This is a genomic window from Microbacterium sp. RURRCA19A (assembly GCF_900156455.1).
Classification (GTDB): Bacteria; Actinomycetota; Actinomycetes; order Actinomycetales; family Microbacteriaceae; genus Microbacterium.
The window spans coordinates 761,754-775,745 of sequence record NZ_FTNQ01000002.1 but is presented as its reverse complement, the minus strand read 5'-3'; the positions used below and the strand labels follow the sequence as shown (position 1 = coordinate 775,745).

Here is a 13,992-nt window from a genome sequence, read left to right as displayed (position 1 = left end):
CCCACCCGCGGGGAACGCGGGCAGAACGTGGAGCGGAGTTACAGGTCGGCGCGCAGCCAGTGCGCGGCCTCGAGGGCCCAGTACGTGAGGATCGCGTCGGCGCCGGCGCGACGGATGCCGAGCAGGCTCTCCAGCACCGCACCGCGGCGGTCGATCCAGCCGTGGGCCGCGGCGGCCTCGACCATCGCGTACTCGCCCGACACCTGATACGCCCACACCGGCACGTCGACGGCGGCGCGCACGTCGGCGAGCACGTCGAGGTACGGGAGCGCCGGCTTGACCATCACGACGTCGGCGCCCTCCTCGACGTCGAGCAGAGCCTCGCGCACGCCCTCGCGGCCGTTGCCGGGGTCGAGCTGGTACGTGCGGCGGTCGCCCTTCAGCTGCGAGTCCACGGCCTCGCGGAACGGACCGTAGAAGGCCCCCGCGTACTTCGCGGAGTACGCCAGGATCAGCGTGTCGGTGAAGCCCTCGGCATCCAGCGCCTGGCGCACCGCGCCGACCTGGCCGTCCATCATCCCGGAGAGGCCGAGCATCGCCGACCCCGACCGGGCCTGGGCGAGACCCATGGCGGTGTACCGCTCGAGGGTCGCGTCGTTGTCGACGGTGCCGTCCGCGCTCAGCACACCGCAGTGGCCGTGGTCGGTGAACTCGTCGAGACACAGGTCCGTCTGGACCACGAGAGCGTCGCCGACCTCGGAGATCACGGTCTCGGTCGCGACGTTCAGGATGCCGTTCGGGTCGTCGGCGCCGGAGCCCACCGCGTCGCGGGTCTCGGGCACGCCGAACAGCATCACGCCGCCGATGCGGGCGGCCGCGGCTTCGGCGACCACGCGGCGCAACGAGTCGAGCGAGTGCTGCACGACGCCGGGCATCGAGCCGATGGGCACCTGCTGGCTGATGCCCTCCCGCACGAACAGCGGCAGCACCAGCTGTGACGGGACCAGATGCGTCTCGCGCGCGAGACGGCGGATGGCGGGAGTGCGGCGCAGGCGCCGCGGGCGGTACTCGGGGAAGCTCATGCGGGGGTCTCGGACTCCGGGGGGAGGGTGAAACGGGCGACGGCGTCGATCAGGGAGTCGACGGTCTGCCGCTCGGCGACGACGTCGACGGTGAGGCCCGCGCGCTTGGCATCCTTCGCCGTCCGCGGACCGATCGCGGCGATCACGGTGGATGCCGGGATCTCGGGGAACTGCTCGACCACCTGTTCGGCGACCGACCCGCTCGTGACGAGGATGGCGTTGATGCGACCCGAGTGGACGTCGGTGGCGATCTTGTCGGTCACCGGGACGCCGACCGTGCGGTACGCCACCACGCTCCGTACGCGGTGCCCGGCCTCGATCAGCAGACGCGTGAGGACGGGCTTGGCGATCTCGCTGCGCAACGTCAGGACGTTGCGGGGCTCGCACTCGAGGTCGATCATCTGCTCGGCCATGCCCTGCGCGGAGTTGTCCCGCTCGGGAACGAGATCGACGTGATAGCCCACGGCCTGCATCGCCGCGGCGGTCGTCTCGCCGACGGCGGCGACCTTGGTCGTCGCGGGGATCACGGCACGGTACGCGTAGAGCACGTCGACGGTGGTCGCGCTCGTGAGCGTGAGCCAGTCGAACGCGCCGTCGGCGAGATCGGCGAGCGCCTGCTCGAGGGTCGCCTGGTCGTTCGTGGGGGCGAAGTTGATCAGTGGCGCGATGACCGGAACGGCGCCGCGCTGACGAAGGCTGGCGGCGACACCGTCACCCCACGGGCCGCCGCGGGGCACGAGGACGCGCCGGCCGGCGAGCGGCTTGTCTGGGGTCGGCGTGTGCCGATGGCCTTCATTCATGTGGTCGACTCTCGTGGTACCAGGTCGGCCGCCCCACGTTCGAGCAACCGACGCGCGGCTTCTTGGCCCGCACGCGTCGCACGCGCGATGGGTCCCCCGTCGTCGGCAGCATTCGCACCGTTGCCACTGCCAGGTTCCCCACCATACCCCGGCTCCACGCGCACGGTCCGATCGATACCGATCCGATGCGAGCCGTCCAGCGCGTAGACGATGGCCCGCAGGCGCAGGTCGCCGTCGACGAGGGCGGCGTGCGTGGCGACGGGGGCGTGGCATCCCGCATCCAGAACCGAGAGGACGGTGCGCTCCGCCGTGATCGCGACCCGGGTGTCGACGTCGTCGAGCGTGGCGAGAGCGGCGAGGATCTCGGGCGCGATGTCAGTGCGCGTCTCGATCGCGAGCGACCCCTGTCCGGGCGCGGTGGGCCATTCCGCCAAGCCCAGATACTCGGCCTCCAGACCGCCCAGGTCTCCGCCGAGGCGCGCGATGCCCGCGGCGGCGAGGATGACGGCATCCAATTCTCCGTCCCGGACGCGCGCGAGACGCGAATCGACGTTGCCGCGGATGTCGTGGATGTCGAGCCCCGGGTTGTGGCGCAGGGCCTGCGCGATGCGCCGGGGAGACCCGGTGCCGACGCGCGATCCGGCGGGCAGCTCGGACAGCGCGGTCCCGTCGCGGGTCACGACGACGTCGCGGGCGTCCTCGCGCGGCGGCGTGGCCGCGATCACGAGCCCCTCGGGCTGCAGCGTCGGCAGATCCTTCAGCGAGTGGACGAGGAAGTCGCAGCGGTCGGCGGCGAGCGCCTCGCGCAGCCCGTTCGCGAACACGCCGCGCCCGCCGAGCTGCGACAGCGACGCGCGGTTGACGTCGCCCTCCGACACGATCGGCACGAGTTCGACATCACGACCGGATGCCGCGGCCACGGCGTCCGCGACCATCTGCGACTGCGCCATCGCCAGCGCGCTGCGCCGCGTGCCCAGGCGCAGAGCGGCGCTCACTGGAGGATCTCGGGGATCTCGTCGAGGGTGACGCGGCGTCCCGTGTAGAACGGCACCTCTTCGCGGACGTGACGGCGGGCCTCGGTGTAGCGGAGGTCGCGCATCATGTCGACGAGGTCGGTGAGGTCGTCCGCCTCCATCGGCAGCAGCCACTCGTAGTCGCCCAGGGCGAAGGATGCCACGGTGTTGGCGATGACGCCCTTGTACTCGGAGCCCTTCTTGCCGTGCTCGATGAGCATCTCGCGACGCTCGGCCTCGGGCAGCAGGTACCACTCATAGCTGCGGACGAACGGGTACAGGCACAGCCAGTCCTTCGCGTCGATGCCGCGGAGGAAGCCGGGGACGTGCGAGCGGTTGAACTCGGCGTCGCGGTGCACGCCCATGGCGTTCCACGTCGGAAGCAGGTTCTTCAGCAGTTCGGTGCGACGCAGACGCCGCAGGTCGCGCTGCAGGGCCTGCGGGTCTTCACCGTGCAGCCACACCATCAGGTCGGCGTCGGCGCGCAAGCCGCTGACGTCGTAGAACCCGCGGACGGTCATACCGTCCGCCTCGATCAGGTCGACCAGGTCGGCCAGCTCGGTGGCGTCGGCCTCGGTGACGGGGTTCTCGGGGTCGCGGCGGAGGACCGCCCACAGGGTGTAGATGGAAGAGGAGTCGTCGGCCATGCGTCAATCCTCGCCCTCGCGGCGCGCCGCTCCAAACCCGTTGACTCGCCGCCGAACCACCGGCATCCAGTCGGTTACGTGTTCGGTCGCGTGCGGGCCGCGGCGGGCACGGGTGAGCCGGGGCGGGGATGCCCATTTCACGTGAACTGGCCGAGTACACACGCCGTGGCGGCGCAGGAGCCGTACGTTCGGCCAGATCACGTGAACTGGTGCCGCAGACAGCACCCGGACGCGACTGCGGCCAGGACACGGCGAACGCCCGCGGTCCGGGAACGGAACGCGGGCGTTCGAGGGGAGGGATGCCGGGACGGCGACGCCGCGGCGAAGGCGGAGGTCAGCGCGTGTAGGCGCGGACCAGGGCCCAGACCGTGAGGCCGACCGCCGCCGCGACACCGGCCACGGCCGCCGCGGCGACCGCCGGGTTGCGGCGCGCGGACTCCCGCACCTCGGCGACACGGACGTCGACCGCCGCGCTCAGTCGGCGCGGAACGTTGGCCTTGACCTCGATCGCGGCGAGGGCGGCCTTGAGCTCGGCGCGCGCCTGCTCGACCGGGTCGGCGATGCCGAGCGGCACGGCCGTCTTCGGCACGGGAACGGGACGCTCAATACTCATCGCCGGCCTCCTTCACGATGCGGACGTCTTGCGCGATGGCCTGACCCGGGTTCTCGCGGTTGGACAGCTTCTTGAAACGCAGGTAGCCCAGGAGGGCCAGGATCGCGGTGATCACGATCATGACTCCGAAGACCACGAGCGCCGACAGCCACACGGGCCACCACGACGAGAGTCCGGCGATCACGAACGCGAAGAACACCGGGACGGCCCAGAAGACGACGATCAGTGCGCCGACGAACCAGCCCGCGCCGATGCCGGCGTCCTTGGCCGTTCGCGCCGCCCACGCCTTCGCGCCGTTGATCTCGGCGACGACGAGGTTGCGGACGAGCTCGGGGATGTCACCGATGAGGGTGAAGAGGCTGTCATCGGCGCGGTCGCGGAAACCGCGGGGAGTGGTCATGCGTCAGCTCCCCGACGGAGTGGAGCTGCTCTTGTTCGCCTTGGCCCGCGTGGTGGCGCGCTTCTCGGCGCGCTCGGCGTCGTCGACGGAATCCTCGACGGCGTCGGCGACCTCGTGCGCGGAGACCTTGGCGGCACGGCCGGCGCGCTCGGCGCGCTCGGAGACCGTGCCGGACTGCGACGCGGCGCCGGTGACCGACTTCGCGCCCTTCCACACCACACCGGGGACGGACTTCAGGGCGGAGACGCCGAACGCCTTCACCTTCTCGACCTGCCCCTGGACGACGGGCTGCTCCCAGACCTTCTCGGCCTGGGCCTTGATCTGCTCGTACCGCTCGCGCCCCGCGCGTGCTCCGAGCACGTAGCCCGCCACGAGTCCGACGACGAGTGCTGCTTTGCCCCGCATGGGGTCTCCTCACGCTCGATCAGTGCTGGTCGAGTCTCACGATAGCGATGTATTCCCGTTCCGGCATCCACCCTTGACAGGATCGCGCTCGACACCGACGATCCGGGTCGGAGCGACTCAGTCGCGGCGCCACAGGGCGGCGCTGCGCACCCGGTCCGCCTCGGCCCGGGCGTCCGGGATCACCTGGGCGAGGCCCGTCCCCGACAACCACGCGCCCGTGGCCGCCAGCCCCGGGACCGCGCGGACCGCGGCGCGCGCGGCGTCGGTCTGCGCCGCGCGTCCGATCGCGGCTCCGGGCTGCGACTGCACGTACCGCACGCGGTGCGACGCACGCAGGGCGGAGGGGGCAAGTGCGACTCCCAGCAGAGCCGCCGCCTCCGACAAGGCCAGGGCCGCGGCGGCATCGTCGTCGAGGTCGGCGGTCGCGGGTTCCTCACCCTGCGCCCCGAACGACACCCGCACGACGTGGGTGCCGGGCCCGGTGGCATCCCGGACCCAGTCCCATTTGGCGGTCGAATGGGTCAGGGCCTTCGCGATGTGACTGCCCGGGACGGTCAGGACACCAGTGCCGCGCGGCGCGGCGTCCAACGCGGGCGCGTCCAGGACGAGCGTCACGACCTCGACCACCGGCGCGATCGGATCGGCCGGGTCGAGGTTCGGGACGACCGGGGCGAGCAGTTCCCGCGCGGCTCTCTCGGGCAGTGCGACGATGACGGCGTCGGCGTGGACGCTGTCGCCTTCGGTCCCGACGACCCAGCCGTTCCCGTCGCGGGAGAGGCCTTCGACCGAGACCCCGGTGCGCAGTTCCGCCCCGAGTTCGTCGAGGCGACCGACGAGCGCGGCGACGAGTCGCGACATCCCCCCGACGATCCCCTCGACCGCGCCGCCGGGGGCCGGCGTGCGGGGAACGGAACCGGCGACGATCGGGACGTCGGACGCCGGAGCGTCCGCCGGCGCAGGGGTCGCGCGCGCCGCGCGCAGCTCCGCGACGGCGCCGCTCAGAGAACCCGTGCGCGTGAGGGCGGCGTTCAAGCCCGGGGCGGCGAGGTCGACGTCGATGTCGTCCGGCCGCGCGGAGTACACGCCGCTCGTGACGGGCGCGACGAGCCGGTCGAGCACGCGGGCGCCCATCCGGGAGCGGACGAGGGCCCCGAGGCTGTGCTGATGACCGATCGTCAACGGCGGTCGGAGACGGTCGACGTAGGCCCGCCACGCCCCCGCCCAACCGATGACCCGACGGACGTCGGGCGCCCACGGATTGTCCGGGATGCCGAGCACCCCGCCTTTCGGGAGGGGCGCCGCCCCGACTCCCGGCACGCCCGCGACCCACGCGCCGGCGGTGTTCGGTGCCACGACCTGGTCGGCGAGTCCGAGTTCGGAGAGCAGCCCCCGGACGATGCCCCCGCGCGTCGCGAAGCTCTCCGCGCCGACGTCGAGGGTCAGCCCGCCGACCTCCGCGGAGCGCACGACGCCTCCGAACGCGTCCGAGGCCTCCAGCACGGTCACCCGGATGCCGACCTTGGCGCACTCCAGTGCCGCGACGAGTCCCGAGACGCCGCCACCGGCGACGACGACGTGACTCTCGTGCGCGTGCTCCGCCAGACGTTCGAGCGGCTCGCTCATTCCACGTCCCCGTGCGCCCGCGCGACGATGCGCGTGAGCACCGTCGGATCGGTGTCGGGCGGCACGCCGTGGCCGAGGTTCAGCACGTGGGCGCGTGCAGCGCGACCGCGGTCCAGGACGTCGTCGACGTGGGCCGCGAGCACCGGCCATGGCGCACCGAGGAGAGCCGGGTCGATGTTGCCCTGCAGCGTGGTGTCGGGGCCGACGATCGCGGCCGCCTCGTCGAGCGGCATCCGCCAATCGACACCCACCGCGTCGGCGATGCCACCGAGGCGCATGTCGGCGAGGAACGGCCCGGTGCCGACGCCGAAGTGGATGCGTGGCACGTCGATGCCCTCGAGCGCGACGCGCGAGTGGGGCGCGACGTACTCGAGGAACGCGGCGCGCGAAAGCGACCCGGCCCACGAGTCGAACAGCTGCACGGCCTGCGCGCCCCCGTCGATCTGCGCCGCGAGGAAGGCGCGCGAGACCTGGGCCAGCCACCCGGCGAGACGGTGCCACGACTCGGGATCGGCGTGCATCATCCCGCGCGCCCGGAGGTGCTCCTTCGACGGGCCGCCCTCGACGAGATAGGCCGCGAGGGTGAAGGGGGCTCCGGCGAAACCGATGAGCGGCACCTGATCGCCGAGCTCGGCGACGACCAGACGCACGGCCTCGCGGATCGGCTCGGCGGCGGCCGCGACGTCCGCCGGGTCGATGGAGGTCACACGCGCGACGTCGGCGGCCGTGCGGACCGGCTCGGCGAACACCGGGCCCCGTCCGGGCTCGATCTCGACCGCGACACCGGCCAGACGCAGGGGAACCACGATGTCGCTGAAGAAGATCGCGGCGTCGACGTCGTGCCGGCGGACCGGCTGCAGCGTGATCTCCGCCGCCAGATCGGGCGTCAGGCACGCGTCGAGCATCCGCGTACCGACCCGGAGTTCGCGGTACTCCGGCAGCGAGCGCCCCGCCTGCCGCATGAACCACACGGGCTGCCGCTCGGGGCGGTCGCCTCGGAGGGCGCGAAGAAGGGGAGCGTCGGGAGAAGCCATGGCATCCATCCTCCCATTCGCCTTCTGGGAGGAGGAGGGATGCCTTGACGTCGAGAGGCCACCCGGAATACCCCGAGGATGCCGGGCGTAGAATCTCTGCGTGCTGCTCTGTGTGAGCGCGAGTCACAAGACCGCGTCCTTCGATCTCCTCGAGCGGCTCAGCGTACCCACCACCCCCGTCGCCCCCCTGATCGCCGCGCACCACGAGTGCGTGCAGGGAGCGGTCGTCGTGGCCACCTGCAACCGCTTCGAGGCCTACGTCGACATGGACGAGCCCGTCACGGCCGCCGTCGCGGTGGGCGTGGAAGCCACGCTGAGCGCCATCGAGGCGGCCACGGGCGTGCCCGCGAGCGAGCTCGCCGGGTCGTACACCGTGCTCGGTGGCGGCGACGTCGCCGAGCATCTGTTCTCGGTGGCATCCGGTCTCGAATCCGTCGTCGTCGGCGAGGGCGAGATCGCCGGTCAGGTGCGCCGTGCGCTCACCGAGTCGCGCACGCTCGGCACCACCTCGGGTGAGCTCGAGCGTCTGTTCCAGCGCGCGTCCGAAGCGCAGCGCGGCGTGAAGAACTCCACCGCGATCGGCCGCGCCGGACGCTCCATCGTGCGCCTCGGCCTGGAGCTGGCCGACAGCCGCATCGCCGACTGGTCGACCCAGCGCGTGCTGCTCGTCGGTACCGGCGCCTACGCCGCGGCGACGGTCGCGGCCCTCCGTGACCAGGGAGCCGAAGACATCTCGGTCCACTCCCCGTCGGGGCGTGCCGCCAAGTTCGCGGCGAAGCACGGCCTGCGCGCCGTCTCGGCCGAGACCTTCCCCGCCGCCGTCGCCCACGCCGACCTCGTGATCACGTGCACCACGAGCGAGCACCACGTCGTCAGCGCCGCGACCTTCGCCGCCGGCCGCACGGCCGCCGAAGCCGCTGCCCCCGCCTCGGTCGGCTGCCCCGTCGACCACTCCGGACGGCGCCTGGTCATCGACCTCGGTCTGCCGCGCAACGTGGACCCCGACGTGGCCACCGTCCCGGGCGTCGACCTGCTCGACCTCGAGACCATCCGCCTCCACGCCCCGCTCGAAGAGCTGCAGGCGACGGATGCCGCGCGCGACCTGGTCCGCGACGCCGCCCGCCGCTTCGCCTCGGTCGGCGAGCGCAAGAACATCACCCCCGCGGTCGTGGCCCTGCGCGCCCACGTCTTCGGCGTGCTCGACGCCGAGGTGGAGCGCGTGCGCGCCCGCGGCGACGAGGACGGCCAGACCGAGCAGGCGCTGAGGCACCTCGTCGGCGTGCTGCTGCACACCCCCACGACCCGCGCGCACGAGCTCGCGGAGTCCGGCCGCGGCGACGAGTACGTCTCCGCGCTGTCCGCACTGTTCGGCATCGAGGTCGCCGACGCCGAGACGCCCGCGTCGCGCATCGCCGACGCCGGCTGAAACGCTCCGTTCTCGGGCCGATCCCGCGTGGGCGGAGGAGAAACCGGGAGCGGAGGACCGACACCCCGGCATCCCTCCTCCCCCCGCCGAATCTCCTCCCGTCGCCACCGACCGGCGCCCCCACCCCACCGGGCGAACCGAAGCCTCGGCGACCGCGCATCGGGCAGGATGTGCGCATGAGCACTCCCGCATCCGAGGTGTACCGCGTCGCGGGCGAGGATCGTCGCCGTAACGGCCTGCGCTGGGCGGCCACGGTCGTCATGGGTCTGCTCGACGCGGGTTCCGATGCGCCGTCGACGAGCGAAGTCGTGATCCGGCGGGTCGACGGATCCGTGGTCACGCGCCTGAAGCCCGGCAGCGTCGACGACTTCGAACGGCAGCTCACCGAGATCACGGACGACCTGCACACCCTGGATGCCGTGCCCTTCGCCGAGAAATGGATCGCCGCGCGCGCGTGACCCGCGCGAGAATGGGCGGATGAGTCTGCACATCACCGATGACCCGGCCGCCGACGAACTGCTCTCGACGAACCCGCTCGCGCTCCTCATCGGCATGCTGCTCGACCAGCAGGTGGCGATGGAGACGGCGTTCGCGGGCCCGCTGAAGATCCAGGAACGGGTCGGAGCGATGGATGCCACGACCCTCGCCCACGAGGATCCCGAGACGTTCGCGGCTGCGTTCTCGCAGTCCCCGGCGGTGCACCGCTTCCCCGGGTCGATGGCCACGCGCGTGCAGTCGCTGTGCGCGGCGCTCGACAAGGAGTGGGGCGGGGACGCCGCGGCGCTGTGGACGCGCGACGACCCCGACGGCGCGACGGTGTTGAAGCGGCTGAAGGCCCTGCCCGGCTTCGGCGAGCAGAAGGCGAAGATCTTCCTCGCGCTGCTCGGAAAGCAGTACGGATACGACGGCGACGGCTGGCGCGAGGCGTCGGCGCCGTACGGCGAGCAGGGCTCGTTCCGGTCCGTCGCCGACATCACGAACCCGGACTCCTTGGCGAAGGTGCGGGAGCACAAGCGCGCGGCCAAAGCAGCGGCGAAAGCGGGCAGCTGACCCCTCCTACACCATGGGGGAGAAAAAGGAGAGTTCTCTCATCTTCGTTCCGCGACGGGTACCCGGTGGTTAGGGTTTCAAAGTTCGTTGCAGGTTGATTCGCGATCGAAGGGTGGGCTCTCGTGAAGTTCGCAATGGGTTCCGACACTCTGGGTGTGCTGGGTAAGGCCACCTCGGGGTCGAGTGATGAGCTGTCGCTGCTGGTGCGCCAGCTGCTCGAGGCGGCCGAGCCGCTCGAGGGGCAGTTCCAGGGCGCCGGTCGCGCCGCGTTCGACCGTTTCAAGTCGCGCACCGACGCCATCTCGGCCGAGCTGAAGCTCGCGCTCGACGGCGTGCTGGGCGGCATCTCGGGCATGGACCGCTCCTTCCAGGAGGGCGAGTCGTCCATGGTCGACCAGACCACGAGCCTGGAAGCCGGGTCGTCGTTCGACGCCGCGCGCTTCGGCGGCCGCTGAGAATCGGAAGGGACTGACTCATGGTGAACCAGGGAGACCGTCGCGACTACTCGATCGCGGCCTCGCAGAACGCTCAGGACAACTTCAACCGCGTCGCCGCGCAGCTGGAGTCGCTGATCGACCAGCGCGACCGCGACGTGCAGGCCGCCATGGCCGACTACTCCGCCGACGGTGTGTCCGAGGACTACCGCGGCAAGGAGACCCGCTGGAAGAACGCCGCCGCCGAGGTGCGTGGCATCATCCAGACGCTCCGTTCGTCGCTGGAGCGCAACGACGAGTCCGCCCAGACCGCGCTGAGCAAGGCTCGCGCGGCGGTGGAGTCGATCGGCTGACGGATGCCGTCGGATGCCGGGTGCGCGCTGCACCCGGCATCGGTGGCGCCCGCGCGTGGGGGCCGCGCGGATCTGAGGACATGAAGGGGGACGGGCGATGACCAGCTGGAGCATTCAGCCATCGGGCGTCGTGGCCGTGCTGCAGGACGTCAACGTGGATGCCGAAGCACTCGGCGCCGCGCTGAACTCGCTGAGTCCCGCGCTCGAGGGCGCGGTGACCGCGACGCAGTCGGGCGCCATCTCGGAGGCGGTGCAGGCGTACTTCCAGCAGGAAGAGGGTCCGCGCATCCAGGGCATGAGTGCCCGTATCGGCGCGGCGGCGCAGGGCGTCGTGAGCGCCACCGAAGCCTACGTCGCGGGTGACATGGAGATGGCGGCGAACGCGCAGACCGCGGCCGTCTCCGCCGTGTATCCGCCCGACCTCCCGCACGGGGTGATGTGATGCCTGACGCGATCAAGGTCGACGCGATCCCGGGTGCCGATATAAACCCGGATGCCATCGACGAGAACGCCCGCACGATCGGGACGATCTCCGGCCAGGTGTCGGAGCACGGCTCGAACGTGCACTTCAAGTGGCAGGGCATGGCCGGGGTCTACGAGGCGCCGGAGTCGCCCACCCTGCTGGGGCTGATGGCCCCGGTCAGTTCGCAGGCCACCCAGGTCAGCGACAACCTGGCCGAGGTGTCGGCAGCCCTCATCGCCTTCGCCGCCGACGTGCGTCCGATCAAGGCCGAACTCGACTCGCTGCGCGTCCAGGCGCAGACGTTCGTCGACTCGATCCAGGGCGGCGTGCAGGTCCGCGAGATCAACCCCGCCTGGACCGCGGCGCAGTCGCCGTACGGCGGAGCGACCGCCATGCCGACCTACCAGGGTTCGTGGGGCTCGTCGACAACGGGGTCGTCGAGCGCTGCGGCGCCGGACAAATACCGCACGGTCACCAAGGAGTGGCACGAGTCGCAGGACCACGTCGACCGCAACAACGAGCTGATCGCGGCGGTCAACGCGCAGCAGATCAAGCTGTGGGAGGCCGAGCGCGCCTGCGCCAACCGCATCCGCGCCCTCTACGGCGCACAGCCGCTGCACGCCGCGACCTCCGAGGACGACGCTCTCGGCTACGGCATCTCCGAGATCCCCGAAGGCACCGAGATGCCCTGGGGCGCCGAAGTCGAGCGCACCGAGGGCTGCGGCGAGGCGACCGCGAAGTTCATCTTCAAGGACTTCCTGTGGGAGGGCATCATCGTCGGGGGCATCGGCGGCACGCTGTCGGGTCTGGGATCCCTCTTGGTGGGCTTCGACCCCGCCACGTGGACATTTTTCTCCACCGACGCCTGGGGTGCAGCGTGGGGTGGTCTGGGGACGCTCGCCGCAGGCGCGCTCATGAACTCCACGCCGCCGTTGAACATTCTTCTGATGGCGGACGACGTCGCGCAGAACTTCGGCGGGCAGCTCGTCCCGCAGCAACTCCGAGACTTCAAGGACACCACCAACGAGGCGTTCCTCAACGTGGGCAAGTCCATCATCGCGTGGGACAAGTGGCAGGACGACCCCGGCACCGCCCTCGGCGAGTCGGTGTTCAACGTCGCCACGATCATCATCCCCGCCGGAGCGGCGGTGTCGGGCGTGAAGACGGCGGCGGGAGCAGCGTCCGCCGTGTCCAAGATGGCGAAGGTCGTCGACTTCGTCGACCCGGCCGCCTACGCGATGAACGGTGCGATGAAGCTCGGCGGGGCGGGGATCAAGGGCCTCGACGGCATCATCGGACGGCTCGGCTCGGATGCCACCGACGGCTTCCACCTCAACACCCCCGACATGCCGTTCGTCGCCGACGACCCCGCCTCCGCGATGCGCGCCCTCGACGACGCCGGAGTCGACCTCAACAGCATCACGGCACGCGTCGACGATGGCATCCCGGTGTACGAGTTCCCGCCCACCGAGGCCATCCCCTCGGGCCGCATCGAGATGCCCGCCGGAGCGTTCGACGCCGCACGCGGCGGCGACATCCCGGTACGCACCGACGGCGGAGCGGATGCCGGCGTCGTGGCGCCCGTGCGCGAACCCGAACTGGTCGCAGCCGGCGGTGTCCGCGGCGAGACCGGCCCCGGCGCGGTGAACTCGATCGTCGAGGACGCCCCCGTGCGCACCGAGACCGGTCGCGCCGGCGAGTCGACGGTCGTGCGCGAGCCCTCGACCGAGACCGGCGGCGGTGCTAGCCATGCGGGCGGCGAGAGCGGCGGACGTGGCGGCTCCGACGCGGGCAGCGGTGGCGGCCTAGGACGCGGTGACGACGCCACGGTCGGCCCAGGGCGGAGCGACGACGCTACGCCCGACGGGCGCGGCGGGGACGCACCGGTCGGCAGCGCGGGGCGGGGCGGAGGCAGCACCGAGGAGGGTCCTGGAGATACAACCAGCCCCGAGCCCGGGGGTTCGTCCGGCGAAGGCTCAGCGACACCGGCGGCGCCTGGACGCGTGTACTCGTTGATGGACGGAAGCGAACACACAACCTCGTTCGCTCCTGAGGTGCTCGGCGACACCCGTGTGACCACTCCACTTCTGGACAAGTACGGGGTGACAAAATCGCACTTCGAAGATCTGATCAACCGCCCGATCGACACCTTGACGCCGTCGGAGAAGACCATCGTCAATGGAGTGCGGAACGATCTCACGGCTCAGGTGACTCCGGACACGGTCCTCCAGAAGGTCCTCGACCAGCCGCACTTCGACGCTTCGGGGAAGCTGGTGTTCGGTCAGGGCGAGAACATCGTCCTGCGTAACGACGGAATGATCACAGGGTCCGTGTCGGTCGCCGAGGACACCGCGCACCTGACGACGCCCGCGGACTTCTTCCGATCGCTGCGGCTCGACTATCCCAAAACCAACTTCCTCCGCGACGATCAGTCCGCGTTCGTCCTCCGATTCCAGCAGGACTTCGATACGCCGGGTTCCGTCAACCCGCAGCTGCACAGTTCGATGGGCGGTGACCGCTCGGTTGACCATTACAGCGCACCGTTCACAGGCAACGGCTTCCTCAAGACCGGCGAGGACATCATTCCCGAGTACCGTGCGAAGGACGTGAATATGCGCGACGGCGCGGAGATATGGGAAGTGTTGGACGACGGAACGCAAAGACTCTTCGCCGTCTGGCGACGCGGTGAGTGGATCCCGGTGGGGTGAA

General features: G+C 71.2%; 16 protein-coding genes. 7 read left to right on the top strand and 9 right to left on the bottom strand.

What is annotated here, in order from left to right:
- Positions 1–38: 38 nt before the first annotated feature.
- The 9 genes from hemB to hemE form a co-directional block, all read right to left on the bottom strand.
- Positions 39–1,022 carry a porphobilinogen synthase gene (gene hemB / locus BW982_RS11605; protein ID WP_076493325.1) on the bottom strand — a complete coding sequence of 328 codons (984 nt, stop codon included), beginning with the start codon at positions 1,020–1,022 and terminating at the stop codon, positions 39–41.
- On the bottom strand, positions 1,019–1,822 hold the full coding sequence (locus BW982_RS11600; protein WP_076493322.1) for a uroporphyrinogen-III synthase: 804 nt from the start codon (positions 1,820–1,822) through the stop codon (positions 1,019–1,021). The genes hemB and BW982_RS11600 overlap by 4 nt, the downstream gene beginning before the upstream one ends.
- Positions 1,819–2,817 carry a hydroxymethylbilane synthase gene (gene hemC, locus BW982_RS11595; protein WP_076493320.1) on the bottom strand — a complete coding sequence of 333 codons (999 nt, stop codon included), beginning with the start codon at positions 2,815–2,817 and terminating at the stop codon, positions 1,819–1,821. Before hemC ends, BW982_RS11600 begins: the two co-directional genes overlap by 4 nt.
- A complete protein-coding gene (gene hemQ / locus BW982_RS11590; RefSeq protein WP_076493318.1) occupies positions 2,814–3,482 on the bottom strand; it encodes a hydrogen peroxide-dependent heme synthase in 669 nt (222 codons plus the stop codon). Before hemQ ends, hemC begins: the two co-directional genes overlap by 4 nt.
- 334 nt (positions 3,483–3,816) lie before the next feature.
- Positions 3,817–4,095 (bottom strand): hypothetical protein, encoded by a 279-nt coding sequence (locus BW982_RS11585; protein ID WP_076493315.1) that lies wholly within the window; start codon positions 4,093–4,095, stop codon positions 3,817–3,819.
- Positions 4,085–4,495 (bottom strand): phage holin family protein, encoded by a 411-nt coding sequence (locus BW982_RS11580; RefSeq protein WP_076493313.1) that lies wholly within the window; start codon positions 4,493–4,495, stop codon positions 4,085–4,087. Before BW982_RS11580 ends, BW982_RS11585 begins: the two co-directional genes overlap by 11 nt.
- A gap of 3 nt (positions 4,496–4,498) precedes the next feature.
- On the bottom strand, positions 4,499–4,900 hold the full coding sequence (locus BW982_RS18270; RefSeq protein ID WP_076493311.1) for a hypothetical protein: 402 nt from the start codon (positions 4,898–4,900) through the stop codon (positions 4,499–4,501).
- Between the two features lie 117 nt (positions 4,901–5,017).
- Complete coding sequence (gene hemG, locus BW982_RS11570; protein WP_076493310.1) at positions 5,018–6,523, bottom strand: protoporphyrinogen oxidase; 1,506 nt, start codon at positions 6,521–6,523, stop codon at positions 5,018–5,020.
- Positions 6,520–7,557 carry a uroporphyrinogen decarboxylase gene (gene hemE, locus BW982_RS11565; protein ID WP_083696657.1) on the bottom strand — a complete coding sequence of 346 codons (1,038 nt, stop codon included), beginning with the start codon at positions 7,555–7,557 and terminating at the stop codon, positions 6,520–6,522. The genes hemG and hemE overlap by 4 nt, the downstream gene beginning before the upstream one ends.
- 100 nt (positions 7,558–7,657) lie before the next feature.
- Between hemE and BW982_RS11560 the strand changes: the two genes are divergently transcribed.
- From BW982_RS11560 to BW982_RS11530, 7 genes are all read left to right on the top strand, one after another.
- The gene (locus tag BW982_RS11560) at positions 7,658–8,983 is read left to right on the top strand and encodes a glutamyl-tRNA reductase (RefSeq protein ID WP_076493307.1); all 1,326 of its coding nucleotides are present in this window, start codon (positions 7,658–7,660) and stop codon (positions 8,981–8,983) included.
- Positions 8,984–9,159: 176 nt separating this feature from the next.
- Positions 9,160–9,441, top strand: coding sequence for a hypothetical protein (locus tag BW982_RS11555; protein ID WP_076493305.1), 282 nt, complete (start codon positions 9,160–9,162; stop codon positions 9,439–9,441).
- A 19-nt stretch (positions 9,442–9,460) separates the two neighbouring features.
- On the top strand, positions 9,461–10,033 hold the full coding sequence (locus tag BW982_RS11550) for an HhH-GPD-type base excision DNA repair protein (RefSeq protein WP_076493303.1): 573 nt from the start codon (positions 9,461–9,463) through the stop codon (positions 10,031–10,033).
- A gap of 122 nt (positions 10,034–10,155) precedes the next feature.
- Positions 10,156–10,488, top strand: a complete 333-nt coding sequence (locus tag BW982_RS11545; RefSeq protein ID WP_076493301.1) for a hypothetical protein — start codon at positions 10,156–10,158, stop codon at positions 10,486–10,488.
- A gap of 20 nt (positions 10,489–10,508) precedes the next feature.
- Positions 10,509–10,820, top strand: a complete 312-nt coding sequence (locus BW982_RS11540; RefSeq protein ID WP_076493299.1) for a pore-forming ESAT-6 family protein — start codon at positions 10,509–10,511, stop codon at positions 10,818–10,820.
- Positions 10,821–10,917: 97 nt separating this feature from the next.
- Complete coding sequence (locus BW982_RS11535) at positions 10,918–11,262, top strand: DUF6507 family protein (protein WP_076493297.1); 345 nt, start codon at positions 10,918–10,920, stop codon at positions 11,260–11,262.
- Positions 11,262–13,991 (top strand): hypothetical protein, encoded by a 2,730-nt coding sequence (locus BW982_RS11530; RefSeq protein ID WP_076493295.1) that lies wholly within the window; start codon positions 11,262–11,264, stop codon positions 13,989–13,991. Before BW982_RS11535 ends, BW982_RS11530 begins: the two co-directional genes overlap by 1 nt.
- Position 13,992: the final 1 nt, after the last annotated feature.